Genomic DNA, 18,874 nt, shown 5'->3' with positions numbered 1-18,874 from the left:
GGTTTCGTTCCCTCGCCGCGCCGGCCCGGTATATGCTCCGCGCCGGAATCAGCACATGAACCACAGAGGCTAAGCCCATGCGCCGCAAGATCATCATCGACACCGACCCCGGACAGGACGACGCCGTGGCGATCCTCCTGGCGCTGGGCTCGCCGGCCGAGATCGAGGTGCTGGGCATCGTCGCCGTCGCCGGCAATGTCGGATTGAAGCAGAACGCCAGGAACGCCCTGCAGGTGGTGGAATTGTCGGGCAGGACCGACATTGCGGTCCATGCCGGCTGCGAGGGCCCGATGCGGCGCAAGCTCGTGACCGCCGAATACGTGCACGGCAAGACCGGGCTCGACGGCCCCACCCTGCCCGAGCCCAAGATCAGGCTGCGCGAGCAGCACGGCGTCGACTTCATCATCGAGACGATCCGCCGCGAGCCGGCAAAGACGGTGACGCTGTGCGCCCTCGGGCCGCTCACCAACGTCGCCATGGCGCTGGTCAAGGCGCCCGACATCTGCGAGCGCGTGCAGGAGATCGTGCTGATGGGCGGCGGCCTGTTCGAGGGCGGCAACGTCACCCCGGCCGCCGAGTTCAACATCTATGTCGATCCCGAGGCGGCCGACGTGGTGTTCCACTCCGGCATCCCGATCACCCAGGTGCCGCTCGACCTCACCCATTCCATGCTGACCACCCGCGCGCGCATCGAGCGCTTCCGCGGGCTGGGCAACCGCACCGGCACCGCCACCGCCGAGATGCTGGAGTTCTTCGAGCGCTTCGACGAGCAGAAATACGGCTGGGACGGCGGCCCGCTGCACGATCCCGTCGTCATCGCGTATCTGCTGAAGCCGGAGCTGTTCCAGGGCCGGCACGTCAACGTCGCCATCGAGACCGGCAGCGAGCTGACGCGCGGCATGACCGTGGTCGACTATTGGGGCGTCACCGGCCGCACCCGCAACGTCAACTATCTGCGCTCGGGCGACGCCGACGGCTTCTACGAACTGCTGTTCGAACGGCTGGCGACGCTGGCGTGAGCTTCCGCCGGGCTGACGCTGGGGGCTGACGCGATATTCGGCGTCTGCGGCCCCCACCCCCGGCCCCTCCCCGCAAGGGGGAGGGGAGCCCGACTGAAGCATTGCGTATGCGGTTCCATCGCCCCCCTCCCCCTTGCGGGGAGGGCTGGGGGTGGGGGCGGCAATCACCGGACGTGCGTCCGCCAAACGTGAACTGCTACGCGCCAGCCGCCTCGGCATCGATCCACGCCCGGCCGCCCATCGCTTCGATCATCGGACCGAGCCACGGCTCGTAGCGGCGCCAGCGGCCGAGCGAGTGCGTGTTGATCGGCTGGCGCACCTGCCACTGGCTGGCGGTGAGCACGCTGCGCCCGTCCTGCTCGGGGCGGAGGCAGGCTTCGGTCCAGTCGAGCCCGGCGAAGGCGACGAGGCGGCGCGCCTCGGCCTCGGGGTCGCTCACCAGCTTTTCGTACCGGACGTCGAGGATCGGCAGGTCGAGCGCCGCCTTCCAGATGGCCATGGAGTCGGCGACCTGCCGGGTGCGCGCCCCGATCCAGTCGAGGCGGGTGGAGAACCCCTGCCCGGCCGAAAAGCGCTGGAAGAAATTGGACACCCCGGTGTCGAGCGGATGGCGCCGCACATGGACCACGCGGGCATGCGGAAAGAAGCGCCTGATGAGGCCGAGCCGCACCGCGTTCTCGGGCAGCTTGTCGGTGACCACCCTGAACGGCCGCCGGGCGCGCGTGGTGACGTAGCTGAGCCAGGTCTCGGCATTGGCGCGCAGCCAGTCGCGGTCGAGCCCGAGCATCATCTCGTGCCGGCCGCCGTCGCGCCGCGAATTGGCGATGCGCGAAAAGCCGACATATTCGAGCTCGGCCATGAGCGAGGATTCGCCCAGCGCGAACACGTCGGGATGGCGCGCCAGGATCGCCTCGACCAGCGTCGTGCCCGAGCGCGGCATGCCGACGATGAACAGCGGCGCCGTCGACGGATGGCCGCTGTCGCGGGCGCGGCGGAAGGCGCCGAGCGCGGCGAGATCCCGGAGCTGGTCGAGGGCGCGGCCCTCGGCGCCGAGGTCGAACGGCCGGGCGCCCAGCCGGTTCGCCGCCATCGCATAGGCCATGGCGCGGTCGGGGATTTCGAGGTCGTCATAGACCTTGGCGAGCGCGAAATTGAGGAATTCGCGCCGCGTCTGGTCGAGCCCCGGATCGGCGTCGAGCGCCACCATGGCGCGCACCAGGTCGGTCTCGGCGGCAAAGCGCCGGTTCTGAGTCAGCCCGTAGAAGGCCAGCGTATCGTCGGGCTTGATCGCCAGCGCCGCCTCGAACTGCGCGGCGGCGCCCTCGACATCGCCGGCCGAGGCGTAGAGCGTCGCGAGATTGTGCCGGATCGAGGCTTCCGCCGGGGCCAGCGCCACGGCACGCTGGATTTCGGCCAGCGACACCGCGATGTCGCCGTCGGCCTTCCAGAACGCCATCGCGTGGCAGGCGAGCGCCGAGACATTGTCGGGAAACCGCCTCAGGATCGCCGCCGCCTGCTGCGCCGCCTCGGCGAACCGTTGCTGGCTCAGCAGGTGCCAGGCGTGGTCGAGCTCGGGCAATGCAGCGGGCATGTGCCATCCTAATCTACGCCCCGCCGGTGCGCACATTACGCATTGGTAATGGCCGGCGGTTGTTTCCCGATGGCGCTTCACAGCCGCTTGCGAAACGCACTAGTGTCGCCGCCCGTTCTTTGGAGTCGACGATGCGCGCCACGCTGTGCCTGACCCTTGTTGCCCTTGCAAGCCCCGCCGTCGCGGCCCCCTCCATCGCCGACCAGGCGCAGCAGGCCTATGCGGTGTTCGCCGGCGGCCTGTCGCAGCAGGAGTTCCTGATGGCGCATGTCGGCGACAAGACCTTCAGCCGCATCGCCGGCAATTGGGTGCGGCTCAACGGCCCGCAGCCGGGCACCGGCATCGAGACCTACGGCGCCGATACCGAGAAATTCTGCAAGAGCCCGGCGGCCGTGACCCTGGCCTCGGCCGATCCGCTGACGCTGACCGTCAGCACCAATTTCAGCGGCACGAATTTCTCGCAGCAATATACGCTGATCGCCGGCTCCACCTTCGGCGAGCACACCGACCCGCAATCCTATCTCGGCGCCGTCGGCCTCGGCCCGGACAAGACCGGCGACGCCGCTGACCAGCAGCGCGCCTTGCTGCTCAGCCTGACCAACGGCGTCGTGCAAATTTATCGGGCTTCCGAAGATATTCTGGTCATCACCCGCGAGCGCGGCTACCCCATCGTGCTGGCGCGCTGCCCGGCAGCCCCGCCGGCGCCGGCCGGCACGCCGGCTGCCGACGCTTCGTCCTCGTCCTCGTCCTCGTCCTCGTCTTCGTCTTCGTCTTCATCGGCGGCGCAGTAGAATGAGCCTCTTCACCCTGTTCGCCTTCACCGTCGCCTATGTGGTCGCGGTGCTCGTCCCCGGACCCGGCGTCGCCGCCATCGTCGCCCGCGCGCTGGGCGGCGGTTTCGCCAGCGCCGTGCCGATGATCGTCGGCATCCTTGTCGGCGACCTCCTCTATCTGGTGTTCGCGCTGTTCGGGCTCGCCGCCATCGCCACCTATTTCGGCCCGATCTTCGTCATCGTGCGCTGGGCCAGCGCCGCCTACCTGCTCTACATCGCCTGGCAGTTCTGGACCGCCAAGCCCGGCAGGGAACAGCTCGGGCCGCGCCAGCGCGAACCCTGGGCGCGCACCTTCCTCTCCGGCTTCGCCCTGACCATGGGCAACCCCAAGACCATCGTGTTCTACTTGGCGCTGCTGCCCACGGTGGTGCCGCTCGACCGCCCGATCACCCCGCTCGGCTTCATCGAGCTGACCGGCATCGTGGTGGTGGTGCTGCTCGCCATCGGCTCGGGCTACGCCGCGCTCGCCGCCTGGGCGCGCGAGCTGTTCACCAGTGCCCGCGCCATCCGCCGCATGAACAAGACCGCCGGCATCATCATGGCGAGCGCCGCCGCGTTCGTCGCGGCACGGGGGTGAGGTTCTCTGGTCCGGTGGCTGAGGCCCCCACCCCCGGCCCCTCCCCGCAAGGGGGAGGGGGGCGATGGAACCGCTAATATGGTGTTTCAGTCAGGCTCCCCTCCCCCTTGCGGGGAGGGGGCGGGGGTGGGGGCAGCAGTCGCTGAACTTTATCGCACCACCCGCTTCGCCGCGTCGAGGCCCCAGGCGAGCAGTTCGTCGGCGCGGTCGGCGGTCGCCGCTTCGGTGTAGCAGCGCAGCTCCGGCGCGTTGCCCGAGGGGCGATAGTGGATCACGTCGCCGCTCGCCATCTGGAACCGCATTCCATCGAGCGTCGAGACTGCGGCGATCGTGCCCTGCGGCGCGAGGAAGCCGGCGGCGTCGCGGCTGAGCAGGTCGAGCAGCGCCGCGCTCTTGTCCTGTGGCACGTGCTCGAGCCGGTCGGCCCGCGCCACGCGCGGCGGCAGCGTTGCCACCAGCTGCGACAGCGTCTGCCGCGCCCGCCGCGCCGCGCCGAGCACGGCGAGGATGGGCAGCAGCGCGTCGCGCGTCGGCATCGCGGTGAGCGTGCTGCCGTTCATCGTCACGTCGCTGCCCAGCAGCACCCCGCCATTGGCCTCGAAGCCGACGACGATGCCGTCGCCCTCGCCCATGCCGGCGATCACATAGGGCGAGCCGACCCTGGTGCGGATGACGCGCCGGAACGCGCCGGTACCCTCGATCGCGGAATTGGAGGTGACCGGCGTCACCACCGTGTCGGCGCCGACAAATCTCGCCGTGAGGATGCCGATGGTGTCGCCGCGCACCAGCGCGCCGGTCTCGTCGACCAGGAGCGGCCGGTCGGCATCGCCATCGGTCGACACCAGCGCGTCGAGCTGGTGCGAGCGCACCCAGCCGGCAAGCTCGGTGGCGGTATCGGCGCTGACCGCCTCGGTATCGACCGGCACGAAGCTTTGCGAGCGGTTGAGCGCCACCACCTCGGCATCGTAGTGGTCGAGCACGTCGATGAGCAGGTCGCGCGCCACCGACGAATGCTCCCACACGCCGACGCGCCAGCCCTTCAGCACGCCGTGCGGCAGCAGGCCGGCGTAGCGCGCGCGATAGCGGCGCAGCGCCTCGGGCTCGGCCCTCGCCTGCCCTTCGCCGCCGCGGTCGGGCACCAGCGCCGCGAGGATGCCGGCCTCGTCGGCTTTGTCGATCTCGCCGCCGGCGGTGTAGAATTTGAGGCCGTTGCGGTCGGCCGGGATGTGGCTGCCGGTGACCATGATCGCCGGCGCCTTGCGGCGCAGCGCCTCGTAGGCCAGCGCCGGGGTGGGCAGCTCGCCGCAATCGACGGCCGCAACGCCGCTGCCGGCGATGGCCGCGATCACCGCGGCGGCGATCTCCGGGCTGCTGGCCCTCAGGTCGCGCCCGACCAGCATTTCGGCCACCGGCCCGCGCGTCTTGAGACAGTCGACGAACGCGGCGGCGTAGCGCCGGCTCTCGGCGCCGACGAGGTCGGTGGCGAGGCCGCGCAGGCCGCTGGTGCCGAATTTGAGGCTGCTGGGCATGACAGGCTCCCTCCTGGGGACGCTCTGCTTGTCACGGCAGGCCGCTGCCCGCAAGCTTTGCGGGCGTGCTCCGGCGCGGCCCGCATTCGCGTTGGCGCGCCAGCGGCGGCTTGCGGCGGGAATGTGCTGCGATTTCAGCCACGAACCCGGCGCGGCTGACCCTGTCCTGCAAGTCCCGCCCCGTGAAAAATCGCCCTGTGATTTTTGCCGGGGCCGCCATGACTGCGGCGCAATGCCGGGCTTAGGCTGGCCATGGTTGAGACGGAGCCGTCCGGGTGGCCGGACGGCGTTGATCAGGATGCTCGAGCTCATCGAGGGCCCCCTCAAGGCGCTGGGGGCGGCGCGCAGCGATGCGGACATCGTCCGGGCCGTCGGACAGGCGGCGATCCGCTTCGGCTTCCGCAGCGCCTATCTCGTCGACTACGCCGCCCGGGCGGCGGCGGCGCCGCGCGTGCTCGACACCGAACCCGCCCGCCGCGCCTGGTGGAGCAGCCCGCTTGCCGGCGACCTCAGGCCGGCGCCGCGCGATCTTGCCCGGACCGTCGGGAGCAGCGGCATCGTGCGCTACGATGCCGGCCGCTTCGGCCCCGGCGCCGAACGGCTGCGCGCCGCCTGCGCCGCCAACGATCTGGTGGATGTGACGGCGGTGCCGATCCGCGAGGGCGGCGAGCTCGCCGGCATCGTCGGCTATTGCGGCGCGCCGCAGCGCGACCCGCAGCACGAGCTGGGGCTGCAGCTCGTCGCCTACAGCGCCTTCGCGCATCTGCGCGCCGCGCGGCTGTCGACGCCGGAGGAACGGGCGGTGGCGCTGACGCCGCGCGAGCGCGAGGTGATGCAGCTTTCCGCCGCCGGGCTGACCTCGGTGGAGATCGCCGCCCAGCTCGGCGTGTCGGCGCGCACCGTGAACCAGCATGTGGACAACGTCGCCGACAAGCTCGGCACCCGCAATCGCGCCCACACGGTGGCCGAGATCGTGCGCCGCGGCCTGCTATAAGCCCGCCATGGCCACTGCTTCCCTCATGCGATTCCTCGACCGCGAGGCCGCGCTCGTCGCCCCGGCGCTGCTCGGCGCGAAATTCCTCGTCGACGGCGTCGGCGGGCAGATCGTCGAGGTCGAGGCCTACCACCCCACCGACCCGGCCTCGCATTCCTTCCGCGGCCCGACGCCGCGCAACGGCGCCATGTTCGCCGGGCCGCCGCGCGTCTATGTCTATCGCTCCTACGGCATCCACTGGTGCATCAACATCGTGTGCGCCAATGCCAGCGCCGTGCTGCTCCGCGCGCTGGAGCCGACCGACGGCATTGCCGCCATGCGGCAGCGGCGCGGCCTCGAGGATGTGCGCACGCTGTGCTCGGGCCCGGGCAAGCTCTGCGCCGCGCTCGGCGTCACCGGCGCGCTCGACGGCCACATGCTCGACGCGCCGCCGTTCACCCTGGTGCTGCCGCGCGGGGCGGCAGCGGCGGTCGCCATCGGCCCGCGCATCGGCATCAGCAAGGCGATGGAGGTGCCCTGGCGCTTCGGCGTCGCCGGCTCGAGATTTCTGAGCAAGCCGTTCCCGAAAGCCTGAGGGCTTGCGCCATGGGCGCGCTTGGCTATGGTCCGGCGCCAGTGCCCCTGAGGGAAAGGAACCGTCGTGCAGGTCGATCAGCTCGTTGCAGAACTTCTGGCCCGCGGAGACATGAACGACGAGACCACGCTCGAGCTCAACCAAATGCTCGAGGCCTGGCGGCAGGGCAAGCTCGATTCCGAGGACGAAGCCTATATCCGGGCGCTGCATGCGCGGCTGATGAACCGTACGCCCGAGCCCGACGAGGCGCCCGCCGCCCCCCTCGCCGCTGCCCGGCTCGACGGCCTCACCATCGAGGACTGGCGCGACCGCGCCCTGCGGGCCGAGGCCGAGCTGGCCCAGATCGAGGACGCCACCCGCAACGGCTGATTTCGTTTGCCCTTAACCGGCCGCCTGCTATGAGGCGCCCCGGGGCCTGTAGCTCAATGGTCAGAGCCGACCGCTCATAACGGTCTGGTTGCAGGTTCGAGTCCTGCCGGGCCCACCAACGCTTTTTCTTCGTTTAGTCTCACCACGCCTAAGGTGCGGCGGGGTCATGCCGTTGCCTGGGCGGGGCGTTTTCCTCCTGCGCCAGGGCGTCCAGTTCGGCGAGGGTGAGCGTGCGCCAGGCGCCGTCGGGCCGGTCCTCGCGGATGACGATGTCGCGCATGCCGAGGCTCCTCATGCCCATGGCCACGGCCAGCGCGCGGGCGGCACTGTCGAGTGTGCCCGTGGGGCCGGCCCAGGTTGCGATGCCGGTCCAGGTGACGACGAAGGTCGACTTCATATGATGCGTGGCGCCTATGGTGTGGTCGGCCGGGCGCCGATGCTGGCCTCGAGCCCGCTCTGCTGCTGCGTCGCCTGGAAGCGGATTCCGAATCCGGTTTCCGTGTGGCGGACCACCACGCCGGGCAGCTCGCCGAGACGGACGGGCGTGCCGATTGCGGGCACGACCCCGCCGGAGATGGCGGCGCCGGACGCCGAGACATCGACGATGAAGCACGGATGTTCCGAGCCATCGTCGAGACAGAAGACGCCCTTGGGATTTTTCGGACGCCAGCGCTTTGCATCGCGCGCATTGTCCGCCTGGTTGTGGCGGTGCTTCTTGAGCCAGTTGATCTTCGCCGCGAGCTTCTCGCGCTCCGCCGCGGTGGCCGTGATCGCGACGTGCAGGTCGGCCTTCGCCGAGCGCGAGACGGTGCCGCGGATGAGCCCGATATGGTCGAGCATGAGCACGATCTGGCGGCCGGCGGGGGCAACGACCGGAACCGTCAGCACGGCGTTGGTCGGCGACAGGCTGACCGCGCGGCAGGCGTAGATTTCGGCTTTTCCCGCGTCGGGGCCGTCGGCCGGTGCGAGGCTGTAGCGGCCGCCGATGGGGCCGACATAGCGGATGTCCTGCGGGGCGGCGAATCGCGTTCGAGGGGGCATGGTCGACCTGCGCTAGCCGGCGGCCACGTTGGCGCGAACCTGGACGAAGCGCACGCCGCGCCGCGCGGTCGCGACGTCGAGCCTGCCATATTGCTCGAGCGATGCCGCCGGCACCTCGCGGCTGAGCCGCATGCTTTCGCGGCGCATGCCCTCCGCGATCCGGTACGACGCCGGGGTCATGTCGAGGGCTTTGCAGACGAGCGCGAGCGGTTCGGCGCTGAGCGAGATCACCGCGTTGGCGACCTGCCGTTCGGGCAGCGCTGCAACCGACGACAGGCCGAGGGCGAGGTCGAGCGGCCGGTTCTGGGACGCCAGATCCGCCACGAAGGCATCGAGGCCGAGCGCCCCCGACGCGACCCGCTGCGCCATGGCCTTGATCGCCAGCCGCCGGCGCGCCCGCTCGGCGCGTTCGACCGCGAGCGAGGTGCCGGCCTGCGCCATGACGCCGCTCAACTGCTCGTTGCCGCTCTCGAGCAGCAGCTCGGCGCGTTCGCGCGCCTCCTCGCTGAGCAGCGGCATGATCCGCTGCAGGATCGATTGCGGGACGTCGTCGCGGCGACAGAGCTTCTCGCGCAGCTCGGCGATGTTTTCGGCGTGGCCGGCGAGCTTTTTCATGCCGGCCGGCGAGGTCCGCGCCGTCTGGTTGTCGAGCAGCGACAGCATCACCTCGGTCTCTTCGAAGTCGATCAGGACATCGGTGACGCGCGCACTGACGTGCTCGCGCCTGGAGATCGCCAGGCGATGGCCGGTGCCTTTGGAGCTCGCGATGGAAATCAGGTCGTCGTCGGTGAGGACCGGCGACCGCCCGAGAACCGGAGCGGCGACCACCGCCGTGTCGCCGGCGAGCCGCAGCGCAAGATCGCGCGGCGTGCGCGGATCGGACGCGACCCGATCGGAGAATTCCTCGCGATGCTCTTCGCTCATGTCCTCGAGGGCGCGGCCCACGACATCGGCGAACAGCCTGACCTCGCTCTCGGCGATGTGGTCGCGGCCATTGTTGTAGAACATATCTGCTATGCTTCTAAGCAAGTCGCGACGGCTGTCGCTGTCGGCTTGCGCAGCGAGATCAATTAATCGTTCGAGCATAGCTGTTTGTGAGGAGTTGTTGACGCGAGCCCACGGTAGCGTTTCCGGCGTAAATGAAATGTTTCGGGCCTGGCGCGACAGTCCTGCAGAAACGGCATAACTTCACCGCAGGACCGAGCGAGTTCATATTTCAGGACACAACCTCGGCGAGCCAAGCAAACATGGTCGGTCAGATTGATCTGACGCATCCCGTTCTTGCTGTCGCGTGGATAGAGTTCGGCGCAGGTGCCCACGACGCGAAGGAGTCGCGCTCGGCCGGGCATCGCCGCGAGACGCACCGGACCATCTGCATTGAATTTTGCCGCGAGACGCCGACGACGCGCCAAGGACCGCTACATCCGCAGCACGATCATGTACGGCTTTGCGGACCTCGTGCGCGCCCGCGGCGGCGATCCGATCGAACTCGTGCGCGACGCCGGGCTCGACCCGTCCTGCCTCACCGACGGCGACCAGTTCATCTCCTGGCGCAGGCTGGCCATGGCGCTGGAACTCGCCGCCGATCGCCTCGCCATGCCGTCCTTCGCCCTGACCTGGTCGGGCACGCTGCCCTCGGACTTCCCCAATGCGGGGCCCATCATGCTGATGGCGGCATTCAGCGAGACGTTCGAAGAGTGGTTCAGGCTCGGGCTGCAATACTGGCGCCTGCACACCGACGCCTACAGCCTGCAATTGATCAACGATCCCGCCCAACCGCACGTGATCGTCCGCTACCGGACGGACGATTCGGAATTCTCCCCCAGGCAGGTCATGGAACTGAGCGTCGCCAATTGCGTCAGGCTCGCCCGGGGCGGGACCGGCATCGACGCCGAGCTGATGGCGGTGCGGTTCCGGCACTGTGCGCCGGCAGACGTCACGCCGCACCGGACCCTGTTTCGCTGCGAGGTCGAGTTCGGCGCCGAGCACGACGAGGTGCTGCTCGACAGGGCGTACCTCGCGGCGCAGGCGGGCGGGCGGCCGAGGCCGGTGCGCGGACTGGTCTCCCGCTATGTGCGGCGGCGCATCGGCCAGACGCCGATCTACGACCAGACAATTCGTGCCACCGTGGCGCTCGCCATTCCGAGCGTGATGGGAACCGGCTATTGCAATCTCGACTTCATCGCCAACTCGCTCGGCCTCAGTCCGAAAAAGATGCAGCGGCTCCTGCAGCAGGAGGGCACGTCGTTTTCCGAAGTGCTCGAAAAGGTCCGCCAGGACATGGCGACGCGGATGGTTGGAACCTCCAACGCTCCGATCGCCAATGTCGCCGGGCTCCTCGGCTATTCCACGTCGCCGCCGTTCACCCTCGCCTTCCGGCGCTGGACCGGGACGTCGCCCCGGGAATTCCGGAAGGCCGGGCGCGGCCAATAGCCGATCGGACCGGTCCCTGGCCGTCGGCCTCGGGAACCCCGGCCAGCCCTTGCGCTGCCGACCGCTGCATCTCGTGCTGGAACCATCGTGCGATGGTATTCATGGTCGATCCGGCGCGGTCGCTGCGCCAGGCGAGGAACCATCGGCCCGGCCGGCTGATCAGCCCGAGCGGGGCGACGAGGCGGCCGTGCTGGAGCGCGTCCCACACGGCGGGGCCCGGTCCGATGGCGACGCCGAGCCCGGCTTCTGCCGCCTGCACGCTGTAGGTCAGCGTATCATACCAGATGGTCTCGCGCGGCGGCAGCACATGGCCGGCCTCGCGCGCCCAGTTGGTCCACATGTCCGGGGGCCAGCGAATGTCGAGGCGGGGGAGCGACCACAGATAATCCGCGGTGACCTCGTGATCGCGCAGCAGCATCGGGCTCACCACCGGACCGAAGGTTTCCGCGCCGATCTCGATCACCGTCAGGCCGGCGATGTCGAGCAGCGGGCCGACGCCGACATAGACGTCGATCGACCGGTCGGCCGGATTGATCTCGCGCGTCCACGTCGTCAGCCGCACCGACTTGCCGCCCAGCGCGGCATCGAGGCTGTTGAGGCGCGGCACCAGCCAGCGCAGCAGAAACGTGTCGGGCGCCGTCAGCATGATGGTGGATTGCCGGTAGGCGGCGCGCAGGTGCTCCACCCCGCGCGTCATCGAGGCGAAGGCTTCGGTGATGGTCGCGGCGAAGGCGGCGGCCTCGGGCGTGAGGCGCAACGACCTGTTGCCGCGCTCGAACAGCTGGATGCCGAACTCGGCCTCGAGGTTCTTGATGTGGCGGCTGACGGCGCCGCTCGTCACGCGCAGCTCCTCGGCGGCCTTGCTGACGCTCCCCAGGCGTGCGGCGACCTCGAAGGCGCGAATGGCGTTGAGCAGATGCAGCATTCAATCGTTGAATAAAAGTCAACTGACCGGCCAAATTTAGGCTATTGGGCGCGGCACGTCCATCCTACCGTTGCCCCTTGAAATTTGGACTTTTGGCCGCCGCCGGGGAGCCAAAACGGACCTCGGACGGAAAAAGTCCCGGCAGTTTTACTGGATCATCCGAGCAGGCAGGACAGCAATGGCGGAAGCTCCCGAACGGGTCATCATCGATTGCGACCCGGGACATGACGACATGGCGGCGATCCTGCTGGCGGCCTGGCACGACCGGATTCGGCTCGAGGCCATCACCACGGTGTGCGGCAACGCCTCCCTCGCCAACACCACCAACAATGCGCTGCGCATCGTCGAGGCGTTCGGCCTCGACGTGCCGGTCCATGCCGGGGCGGTGCAGCCGCTGCTGCATCGCTACGACTTCCCCGCCGCCTTCCACGGCCCGAGCGGCCTCGACAGCGCCGGCGCCGACCTGCCGCCGGCGACGCGCGCGGCGCAGGGGCAGCATGCCGTCGACGCCATCATCGAGCGGGTCGAGGCGCATCCGGGCGAAATCACCCTGGTGGTCATCGGGCCGATGACCAACGCCGCGCTGGTCCTCGCCAAGCGACCGGACCTGGCGGGCAAGATCAAGCGCCTCGTGTTCATGGGCGGCTCCAGCACCGAGGGCAATGTCACGCCGGCGGCCGAGTTCAACATCTGGGCCGATGCCGAGGCGGCACGCATCGTCTTCAGGTCCGGCGTGAAGCTGGTGATGTTCGGCCTCAACGTCACGCACCAGACGCGGCTGGCGCAGGCGGCCATCGACGCGGTGCGGGCGGCGCAGCCGGGTCCCAATCCCGCCGCCGATATCATGCAGTTCTACTGCGGCACCTATCATGCCTTTGCCGGCGCCGATCCGCGCGGCGCCCCCCTGCACGATCCATGCACGATCGCCTATTTGATCGAGCCGGACATCTTCGCCGTCGAGCCGCGGCCGGGCGAGGTGATCGTCGCCGATTGCGAAAGCTACGGCCAGACGCTGATCGATCTCAGGCCGCAGGATCGCAAGCACGACACGCGCACGATGAATGTCGATGTCGCCATGAGCGCCGACACCACGCGGTTCACCGACCTCGTCACCCAGGCGCTGATCTGGGCGGCGAAGCGCTACGCCACCACGTCCAAAACGCGAACCCAAGGGGCTGCATGATGAAGATGATCTGGAAGACTGCGGCAATGGCCGGCCTTGCTGCCGGCCTGCTCGCCACCTCCGCACTGGCGGCGGACAAGACGCTCAACATGATCGTGATCGAAGGTGGCGACACCACCGCGATGCAGGCGGTGGCCGACAGCTACGAGGCGGCCCATCCCGGCATCAAGATCAAGCTGCAATCCTATCCGTTCGCCCAGTTCTTCCAGGTGGCCGAGCTGCGGCTGCGCTCCAAGGACAAGGGCATCGACCTCGTCTATGTCGATGCGCCGCTGGTGGCGAGCTATGCGTCGCGCGGCTTCCTGTCCAAGATCGACCAGGGGATCGACACCTCCACCCTGGTGCAGGCCAGCGTCGATGCCGGCAAGTATGACGGCACGCAATACGCCCTGCCGATCAACAATTCCGCGCAGGTGCTGTTCTACAACAAGGCGCTGTTCAAGGCCGCCGGCATCACGCCGCCGGACGGGCTGACGGCCGGGCAGTCGGCGAGCCAGAAGCAGGTCGACGAGCTGGCCTCGAGCAAGCGCTGGACCTGGGAGCAGATCGCTGATGCGGCCAGGAAGCTGACGGTGAAGGACAATGGCCGCACCACGCAATACGGCTTCAGCGTCGAGCAGTTCGCCGAGCTCTACCAGTTGCAGCCCTTCGGTGAATCGCTGGGCACCGACGTGATCGCGCCCGACGGCGTCACCGCCGAGGGCTATCTCGACAGCCCCGCCTGGACGAAGGCCGCCACCTACTGGTCCAACCTCTACAACGAGTGGGGCGTGAGCCCGAAGGGGCTGGGCTATGGCGAGGCGGCGCAGCTGTTCACCACCGGCAAGCTTGCGATGTTCGTCGGCGGCACCTGGAACCTGCCGATCCTCAGCGCCACCAGCGTCGATTACGGCGTTGCGCCCTACCCCTATTTCGCGGGCGGCAAGGTGCTGACCCCGACCGGCAGCTGGTATGTCGGCGTCAACGCCGCCTCCGCCGACCAGCAGGACGCGTTCGACTTCGCCAAATATCTCACCACCTCGGACGAGGGCACGCGCGTCTGGTTCAAGGCGCTGAACCAGTTGCCCGTGTACAAGCCGCTGCTCGACGAGATCAGCACCTCGCCCGCCTTCGACACCTTCCCGCAGGACGTGTTCCGCCTGGGCGTCTATGACTCGCTCAATACCGCCAAGGCGCGGCCGGTGACGGCAGCCTATGGCCAGTTGCAGGATGCCTTCCGCACCGCCTTCACCGACATCTCCAACGGCGTGCCCGTTGCCGATGCCCTCAAGAGCGCGGTGCAGAAATTCGAGGCCGCCGCCAAGCGCGTCGCCCAATAGGCCCATCGCCCTCCCGCTTCGGCGGGAGGGCTCCGCCCCCGGAGCCTTGCATGACGACACGCCGAACCCCCGTCTTCTTCGCCGTGCTGTGCCTTGCGCCGGCGCTGCTCGGCCTGGTGGTGTTCCGGCTCTATCCGATCGCGCTCGCCGTCTCCGACAGCCTGTTCAACGTCGTCAGGGGCGACACGATCTTCGTCGGGATCGGCAATTATCTGGCGCTCGCCGCCGATACGACGTTCTGGAAATCGCTGCAGGTGACGCTGTGGTTCAACCTGCTGATGAACCCCATCCAGATCGCGCTGGCGCTCGGGCTGGCGCTGCTCTACGTGCAGAAGTTCCGCGGCATCACCCTCTACCGGGTGCTGTTTCTCATTCCGATCGGCGTGTCGCTGCCGACCGCGGTGATCATCTGGCGCATCATGCTGACGCCGGACGGGCTGGTGAACGGCCTGCTCAATGTCGCCGGGCTGCCGGCGCAACCTTGGCTGACCTCCGAAGGCCTGGCGCTCTATTCGATCATCGCCATCGCCACCTGGAAGGGCATCTCGTACTGGATGATCTTCATCGTCGGCGGCCTGCAGAACATTTCGCCCGAAATCTACGACGCGGCGCGGATCGACGGCGCCCGCGCCTGGCAGCGGCTGGTCTATATCACGGTTCCACTGCTGCGGCCGACGCTGCTGTTCGTGCTGGTGGCCGACGTGTCCATCAATTTCCTGCTGTTTGCCCCCATCTTCATGCTGACCCAGGGCGGCCCGGCGGATTCCACCAACGTGCTGATGTACGAGGCCTACAAATCCGGCTTCATCTTCGGCGACATGGGACGGGCGATGGCGATCATCGTGGTGCTGGTGCTGCTGTTGCTGCTGATCGTCGGCCTGCAGTTCCGGCTGCTCTCCCGCCGCACGGAGGCAGCATCATGAAGCGCGGCGCTGCCCTCGGCCTCAGGCACCTCGCCTACATCGCCATCGCCTTCGTGTTCGTGCTGCCGCTGTGGTGGGCGATCGTGTCGTCGCTGCGGCCGAACAGCGAAGTCTTCGCCGACCTTTTCCCCTTCACTCCCAAGGCGCTGATCCCCGTGCCCTTCTCGCTCGAGGCCTATAGCGGCATCCTCGACCAGGGTTTTGGCCTCATCATCGCCAATACCCTGCTGGTCGCCGTGGTGACGGTGATCGCCGGGATCGTCGTCAACGGCGCCGCCGGCTTTGCCTTCGCGCTGTTCGACTTCAAGGGCAAAGGCCTGGTGCTCGCCTTCGTCATCGTCAGCTTCATGCTGCCATTCGAGGCCATCGCGCTGCCGCTCTATTCGGTGACGCTGCAACTGGGCTGGGTCGACAACATCGCCGCCCTGATCGTGCCCAGCGTCGCCAACGGCCTTGCGGTGTTCCTGTTCTACCAGTTCTTCCGGCAGGTGCCGTCCGACTATCTCGAGGCGGCCCAGATCGACGGCGCCACCTGGTTCGACATCCTGTGGCGGATCTATGTGCCGCTCTCGATCCCCACCTGCATCAGCGCCGGGCTGCTGCTGTTCGTGTTCCAGTGGGAGGCCTTCCTGTGGCCGCTGCTGGCGATGCCGAGCCAGCAGTTCAAGGTGATCCAGGTCGGGATGGCCGCCTTCCAGCAGCAATACCAGACCTTCTGGAACCAGCTCTTCGCCGTGGCGGTGGTCACCGCGCTGATCCCCATCGTGCTGCTGCTGCCGCTGCAGCGCTACTATGTGCAGGGCCTGTCGTCGGCGGGCATAAAGGGCTAGGACGGGCGGCATGACGCGCGACGACATTGCGGCGCTTCCCAAGGTGGAGCTGCATCTGCATCTCGATTGCTCGATGAGCTTGGAGAGGACCACCCCATCGATCGCCTGCGCCGGCTCGGCGTGGCCCTGAGCGTCAACACCGACGCCCGCGGCCCCACCGACCTGACCCTCGCCGACGAATACGAGCGCCTGCACAAGACCTTCGGCTGGGGAGCGGACGAGTTCGCCGCGGCAAACCGCAACGCCCTCGCGGTCGCCTTCATTCCCGCCGAAACACGGCAGCGCCTGCTCGAGCGCTTTGCCTAGGCCCGCGCGCTCCTGCTCCTCGCATGGGGCTTTCGGGATGCGGGTTTGACGGCGGTCTCTTCGGAGTCGCGGCTTTCGAGCGCCGTTTCGAAGAAGGCGCGGACCAGCTGGTTGCCGCCGCGTTCGCGCAGGCAGATCAGCCCTTCGTCCATCAGCATGCTCGCCCCGTCGATCGGGATCGCCACCACGCGGTTGTCGGGGCTGAACTCGGCGGCGCAGACGAAGCCGATGCCGCCGCCCGAGGCCACGATCTCGCGCACCGCCTCGCGCCCTTCCGCCTCGATGATCGGCTTCAGCTCGACGCCCTGCGCGCGCGCCGTCTCCTCGAGCCGCTGCCGCGTCATCGAGCCGCGCTCGCGCATCACCAGCGGCTGGCTGGCGAGCTCCTTGAGCGTCGTCCTGCCTTTCTTCGCGATCGGGTGGTCCGCGGCGGCGAAGGCGATGATCGGCGTGGAATGGAGTTTCACCGTGAGGAAGTCGCGGCCGCTCGGGAAATCCCCGAGCACGCCGATGTCGGCCTCGTAGGCATAGAGGCTCTCGACCACCGTCTCCGAATTGCCCGAATGCAGCAGGATGCGCACGCCCGGATATTTGCTGCGGTAGCGCGCGAGGATGCGCAGCAGATGGTGCGGGGCGTCGGCCACGATCCGCAGCGTGCCCAGCCGCATGCTGCGCGATTCCGACAGCAGGCCGAGCGCCTGCTGCTCGACGTCGAACATGCGCTTGGTGACTTCGAACAGGTTCTGCCCGGCCTGCGTCAGCGTCACCTGCTTCTTGAGCCGGTTGAACAGGAGCACGTCGTACTCCTCCTCGAGCTTGCGCACCTGGTCGGAGATGGCCGGCTGCGTCAGGTGCAGCGCCTCGGCGGCGCGCGAGAAGCCGCCGCAGACGGCGACATGGTGGAAGGCCCTGAGCTGAACGTAGCGCAATGTGATCTCCGACGAGCGACGCAGACGATGCCGGTCGGCGGAAACCGGCGCTCTTTCCGGCCCGATCGGCGGCAGCGATCTAGCCGACCAACTATCGGATTTTCCAATCACAAAATATGAAATAACGATTTTACAAATAATGGGACGGCTGCCACCGTCGCTTGAAAATGGAGTTCTGGCCGCTCGCCTCGCCTGGCAGCGGCACGCCGAACGGCTCGGACTCACTGGGAGCGACGCATGAGCGAGCTGGGACGGAACGCCATCACCATCAACGGCCGGAGCTATGACTGGCCGGACGTGCCCGCCATCGCCATCTGCCTCGACGGCTGCGAGCCGGCCTATCTCGACACCGCCATCGCCGCCGGGCTCATGCCCAACCTGGTGGACATCAAGCAGCGCGGCACGGTCCGCTTTGCCCATAGCGCCATGCCGAGCTTCACCAACCCCAACAATCTGTCGATCGCCACCGGTCGCCCCCCGGCCGTGCACGGCATCTGCGGCAACTACCTCTACGATCCGGCCACCGGCGAAGAGGTGATGATGAACGATCCGAGATTCCTGCGCGCGCCGACGCTGTTCAAGGGGTTCTTCGACGCCGGCGCCCGCGTCGCGGTGGTGACCGCCAAGGACAAGCTCAGGGCGCTGCTCGGCCACGGCCTCGCCTTCCCCGATCGCGCGGTGTGCTTTTCGGCCGAACGCGCCGGCGCCACCACGCTTGCCGGCAACGGCATCGACAACGCCTCGGCCTGGCTGGATCGCCCCGTTCCCGAGGTCTATTCGGCGGAGCTGTCCGAGTTCGTGTTCGCCGCCGGAGTGAAGCTGCTCCGCGAGTTCCGGCCGGACATCATGTACCTGACCACCACCGACTACGTGCAGCACAAATTCGCCCCCGGTACCGCGCAGGCCAACGCCTTCTACGCCATGTTCGACCACTATCTGGGCGAGCTGGACGCGCTCGGCGCCGCGGTGGTGGTGACCGCCGACCACGGCATGAAGCCCAAGCACAAGGCCGACGGGACGCCGGACGTGATCTACCTGCAGGACCTGCTGGACACGTGGCTCGGCGCCGGCGCCGCGCGCGTGATCCTGCCGATCACCGACCCCTATGTCGTCCACCACGGGGCGCTCGGATCCTTCGCCACCGCGTACCTGCCGGACTCGGTCGACCGGGCGGCGCTGATCGAACGCCTGCGCGGGGTCGCGGGGCTCGACCTGGTGCTCGACCGCCAGCAGGCCTGCGCCCGCTTCGAGCTGCCCGAGGACCGCATGGGCGATCTGGTGCTGATCTCGAGCGAGAACAAGACGATCGGCACCAGCGCGGCGCGGCACGATCTCGCGGCGCTCAAGGAACCGCTGCGCTCGCATGGCGGGCTGACCGAGCAGCGCGTGCCCTTCATCGTCAACCGGCGGCTTCCCGACCTGCCCGACGCGCCGGTGCTGCGCAATTTCGATGCGTTCTACTACGCCGTGGCCGCCACCCGCGTCGCCAGGTAGCGAGG

At 68.4% G+C, this 18,874-nt stretch carries 20 protein-coding genes and 1 tRNA gene; 14 read left to right on the top strand and 7 right to left on the bottom strand.

The window, feature by feature from the left end; translation table 11 throughout:
* The first annotated feature begins 77 nt into the window (after positions 1 to 77).
* Positions 78 to 1,019, top strand: a complete 942-nt coding sequence (locus BGO82_RS06485) for a nucleoside hydrolase (protein ID WP_291304746.1) — start codon at positions 78 to 80, stop codon at positions 1,017 to 1,019.
* A gap of 196 nt (positions 1,020 to 1,215) precedes the next feature.
* Here the strand turns inward: BGO82_RS06485 and BGO82_RS06480 are convergent, their stop codons facing one another.
* Positions 1,216 to 2,610, bottom strand: coding sequence for a sulfotransferase (locus BGO82_RS06480; RefSeq protein WP_291304745.1), 1,395 nt, complete (start codon positions 2,608 to 2,610; stop codon positions 1,216 to 1,218).
* Positions 2,611 to 2,741: 131 nt separating this feature from the next.
* Here BGO82_RS06480 and BGO82_RS06475 point away from each other — a divergent pair, with 131 nt between their 5' ends.
* On the top strand, positions 2,742 to 3,401 hold the full coding sequence (locus BGO82_RS06475; protein WP_291304744.1) for a hypothetical protein: 660 nt from the start codon (positions 2,742 to 2,744) through the stop codon (positions 3,399 to 3,401).
* 1 nt (position 3,402) lies between these two features.
* Positions 3,403 to 4,020, top strand: coding sequence for a LysE family translocator (locus tag BGO82_RS06470; protein ID WP_291304743.1), 618 nt, complete (start codon positions 3,403 to 3,405; stop codon positions 4,018 to 4,020).
* Between the two features lie 149 nt (positions 4,021 to 4,169).
* On the opposite strand, the gene BGO82_RS06465 is transcribed toward BGO82_RS06470, so the two are convergent.
* Entirely contained in the window at positions 4,170 to 5,549 is a 1,380-nt protein-coding gene (locus BGO82_RS06465) for a phosphomannomutase (RefSeq protein WP_291304742.1), read from the bottom strand.
* A 298-nt stretch (positions 5,550 to 5,847) separates the two neighbouring features.
* On the opposite strand from BGO82_RS06465, the gene BGO82_RS06460 reads away from it, so the two are divergent.
* From BGO82_RS06460 to BGO82_RS06445, 4 genes are all read left to right on the top strand, one after another.
* Entirely contained in the window at positions 5,848 to 6,543 is a 696-nt protein-coding gene (locus BGO82_RS06460; protein ID WP_291304741.1) for a helix-turn-helix transcriptional regulator, read from the top strand.
* A gap of 7 nt (positions 6,544 to 6,550) precedes the next feature.
* Positions 6,551 to 7,117, top strand: a complete 567-nt coding sequence (locus BGO82_RS06455) for a DNA-3-methyladenine glycosylase (RefSeq protein ID WP_291304740.1) — start codon at positions 6,551 to 6,553, stop codon at positions 7,115 to 7,117.
* A gap of 111 nt (positions 7,118 to 7,228) precedes the next feature.
* Positions 7,229 to 7,486, top strand: a complete 258-nt coding sequence (locus BGO82_RS06450; RefSeq protein ID WP_291304739.1) for a hypothetical protein — start codon at positions 7,229 to 7,231, stop codon at positions 7,484 to 7,486.
* Positions 7,487 to 7,528: 42 nt separating this feature from the next.
* Positions 7,529 to 7,604 (top strand) — tRNA-Ile (locus BGO82_RS06445).
* Positions 7,605 to 7,634: 30 nt separating this feature from the next.
* Here the strand turns inward: BGO82_RS06445 and BGO82_RS06440 are convergent.
* Genes BGO82_RS06440 through BGO82_RS06430 form a run of 3 tightly spaced genes read right to left on the bottom strand, consistent with a single transcriptional unit; the run spans position 7,635 to position 9,535 of the window.
* A complete protein-coding gene (locus BGO82_RS06440) occupies positions 7,635 to 7,883 on the bottom strand; it encodes a hypothetical protein (protein ID WP_291304738.1) in 249 nt (82 codons plus the stop codon).
* Positions 7,884 to 7,897: 14 nt separating this feature from the next.
* Positions 7,898 to 8,527, bottom strand: a complete 630-nt coding sequence (locus BGO82_RS06435; protein ID WP_291304737.1) for a PilZ domain-containing protein — start codon at positions 8,525 to 8,527, stop codon at positions 7,898 to 7,900.
* Between the two features lie 12 nt (positions 8,528 to 8,539).
* Positions 8,540 to 9,535 (bottom strand): DUF2336 domain-containing protein, encoded by a 996-nt coding sequence (locus BGO82_RS06430; protein WP_291304736.1) that lies wholly within the window; start codon positions 9,533 to 9,535, stop codon positions 8,540 to 8,542.
* A 429-nt stretch (positions 9,536 to 9,964) separates the two neighbouring features.
* Between BGO82_RS06430 and BGO82_RS06425 the strand changes: the two genes are divergently transcribed.
* The gene (locus tag BGO82_RS06425; protein WP_291304735.1) at positions 9,965 to 10,960 is read left to right on the top strand and encodes an AraC family transcriptional regulator; all 996 of its coding nucleotides are present in this window, start codon (positions 9,965 to 9,967) and stop codon (positions 10,958 to 10,960) included.
* Here BGO82_RS06425 and BGO82_RS06420 read toward each other — a convergent pair.
* The gene (locus tag BGO82_RS06420) at positions 10,890 to 11,885 is read right to left on the bottom strand and encodes a LysR family transcriptional regulator (protein WP_291304734.1); all 996 of its coding nucleotides are present in this window, start codon (positions 11,883 to 11,885) and stop codon (positions 10,890 to 10,892) included. The genes BGO82_RS06425 and BGO82_RS06420 overlap by 71 nt on opposite strands.
* Positions 11,886 to 12,063: 178 nt before the next feature.
* Between BGO82_RS06420 and BGO82_RS06415 the strand changes: the two genes are divergently transcribed.
* The 5 genes from BGO82_RS06415 to BGO82_RS06395 all read left to right on the top strand — a co-directional run bounded on the left by BGO82_RS06415 (position 12,064) and on the right by BGO82_RS06395 (position 16,446).
* Positions 12,064 to 13,068, top strand: a complete 1,005-nt coding sequence (locus tag BGO82_RS06415; RefSeq protein WP_291304733.1) for a nucleoside hydrolase — start codon at positions 12,064 to 12,066, stop codon at positions 13,066 to 13,068.
* Complete coding sequence (locus BGO82_RS06410) at positions 13,068 to 14,387, top strand: extracellular solute-binding protein (protein ID WP_291304732.1); 1,320 nt, start codon at positions 13,068 to 13,070, stop codon at positions 14,385 to 14,387. The genes BGO82_RS06415 and BGO82_RS06410 overlap by 1 nt, the downstream gene beginning before the upstream one ends.
* A gap of 50 nt (positions 14,388 to 14,437) precedes the next feature.
* The gene (locus BGO82_RS06405; protein ID WP_291304731.1) at positions 14,438 to 15,310 is read left to right on the top strand and encodes a sugar ABC transporter permease; all 873 of its coding nucleotides are present in this window, start codon (positions 14,438 to 14,440) and stop codon (positions 15,308 to 15,310) included.
* Positions 15,307 to 16,140, top strand: a complete 834-nt coding sequence (locus BGO82_RS06400; protein ID WP_291304730.1) for a carbohydrate ABC transporter permease — start codon at positions 15,307 to 15,309, stop codon at positions 16,138 to 16,140. Before BGO82_RS06405 ends, BGO82_RS06400 begins: the two co-directional genes overlap by 4 nt.
* 66 nt (positions 16,141 to 16,206) lie before the next feature.
* The gene (locus tag BGO82_RS06395) at positions 16,207 to 16,446 is read left to right on the top strand and encodes a hypothetical protein (protein WP_291304729.1); all 240 of its coding nucleotides are present in this window, start codon (positions 16,207 to 16,209) and stop codon (positions 16,444 to 16,446) included.
* Here the strand turns inward: BGO82_RS06395 and BGO82_RS06390 are convergent.
* A complete protein-coding gene (locus BGO82_RS06390; RefSeq protein WP_291304728.1) occupies positions 16,443 to 17,375 on the bottom strand; it encodes a LysR substrate-binding domain-containing protein in 933 nt (310 codons plus the stop codon). The two genes, BGO82_RS06395 and BGO82_RS06390, sit on opposite strands and share 4 nt — an antisense overlap.
* Positions 17,376 to 17,612: 237 nt before the next feature.
* Between BGO82_RS06390 and phnA the strand changes: the two genes are divergently transcribed.
* Positions 17,613 to 18,869, top strand: a complete 1,257-nt coding sequence (gene phnA / locus BGO82_RS06385) for a phosphonoacetate hydrolase (protein WP_291304727.1) — start codon at positions 17,613 to 17,615, stop codon at positions 18,867 to 18,869.
* Positions 18,870 to 18,874 lie beyond the last annotated feature (5 nt).

It is taken from the genome of Devosia sp. 67-54, assembly GCF_001899075.1.
In the GTDB taxonomy this organism is placed as follows: domain Bacteria; phylum Pseudomonadota; class Alphaproteobacteria; order Rhizobiales; family Devosiaceae; genus Devosia_A.
This window is presented reverse-complemented; position numbering and strand designations above follow the sequence as displayed.

Bases quoted from the DNA above. Each gene is read 5' to 3' on its own strand.
- BGO82_RS06420 (WP_291304734.1), bottom strand. From the start codon at position 11,885: ATGCTGCATCTGCTCAACGCCATTCGCGCCTTCGAGGTCGCCGCACGC.
- phnA (WP_291304727.1), top strand. From the start codon at position 17,613: ATGAGCGAGCTGGGACGGAACGCCATCACCATCAACGGCCGGAGCTAT.
- BGO82_RS06440 (WP_291304738.1), bottom strand. From the start codon at position 7,883: ATGAAGTCGACCTTCGTCGTCACCTGGACCGGCATCGCAACCTGGGCC.
- BGO82_RS06400 (WP_291304730.1), top strand. From the start codon at position 15,307: ATGAAGCGCGGCGCTGCCCTCGGCCTCAGGCACCTCGCCTACATCGCC.
- BGO82_RS06450 (WP_291304739.1), top strand. From the start codon at position 7,229: ATGAACGACGAGACCACGCTCGAGCTCAACCAAATGCTCGAGGCCTGG.
- BGO82_RS06485 (WP_291304746.1), top strand. From the start codon at position 78: ATGCGCCGCAAGATCATCATCGACACCGACCCCGGACAGGACGACGCC.
- BGO82_RS06470 (WP_291304743.1), top strand. From the start codon at position 3,403: ATGAGCCTCTTCACCCTGTTCGCCTTCACCGTCGCCTATGTGGTCGCG.
- BGO82_RS06405 (WP_291304731.1), top strand. From the start codon at position 14,438: ATGACGACACGCCGAACCCCCGTCTTCTTCGCCGTGCTGTGCCTTGCG.
- BGO82_RS06425 (WP_291304735.1), top strand. From the start codon at position 9,965: ATGTACGGCTTTGCGGACCTCGTGCGCGCCCGCGGCGGCGATCCGATC.
- BGO82_RS06475 (WP_291304744.1), top strand. From the start codon at position 2,742: ATGCGCGCCACGCTGTGCCTGACCCTTGTTGCCCTTGCAAGCCCCGCC.
- BGO82_RS06460 (WP_291304741.1), top strand. From the start codon at position 5,848: ATGCTCGAGCTCATCGAGGGCCCCCTCAAGGCGCTGGGGGCGGCGCGC.
- BGO82_RS06430 (WP_291304736.1), bottom strand. From the start codon at position 9,535: ATGTTCTACAACAATGGCCGCGACCACATCGCCGAGAGCGAGGTCAGG.
- BGO82_RS06455 (WP_291304740.1), top strand. From the start codon at position 6,551: ATGGCCACTGCTTCCCTCATGCGATTCCTCGACCGCGAGGCCGCGCTC.
- BGO82_RS06480 (WP_291304745.1), bottom strand. From the start codon at position 2,610: ATGCCCGCTGCATTGCCCGAGCTCGACCACGCCTGGCACCTGCTGAGC.
- BGO82_RS06410 (WP_291304732.1), top strand. From the start codon at position 13,068: ATGAAGATGATCTGGAAGACTGCGGCAATGGCCGGCCTTGCTGCCGGC.
- BGO82_RS06415 (WP_291304733.1), top strand. From the start codon at position 12,064: ATGGCGGAAGCTCCCGAACGGGTCATCATCGATTGCGACCCGGGACAT.
- BGO82_RS06465 (WP_291304742.1), bottom strand. From the start codon at position 5,549: ATGCCCAGCAGCCTCAAATTCGGCACCAGCGGCCTGCGCGGCCTCGCC.
- BGO82_RS06435 (WP_291304737.1), bottom strand. From the start codon at position 8,527: ATGCCCCCTCGAACGCGATTCGCCGCCCCGCAGGACATCCGCTATGTC.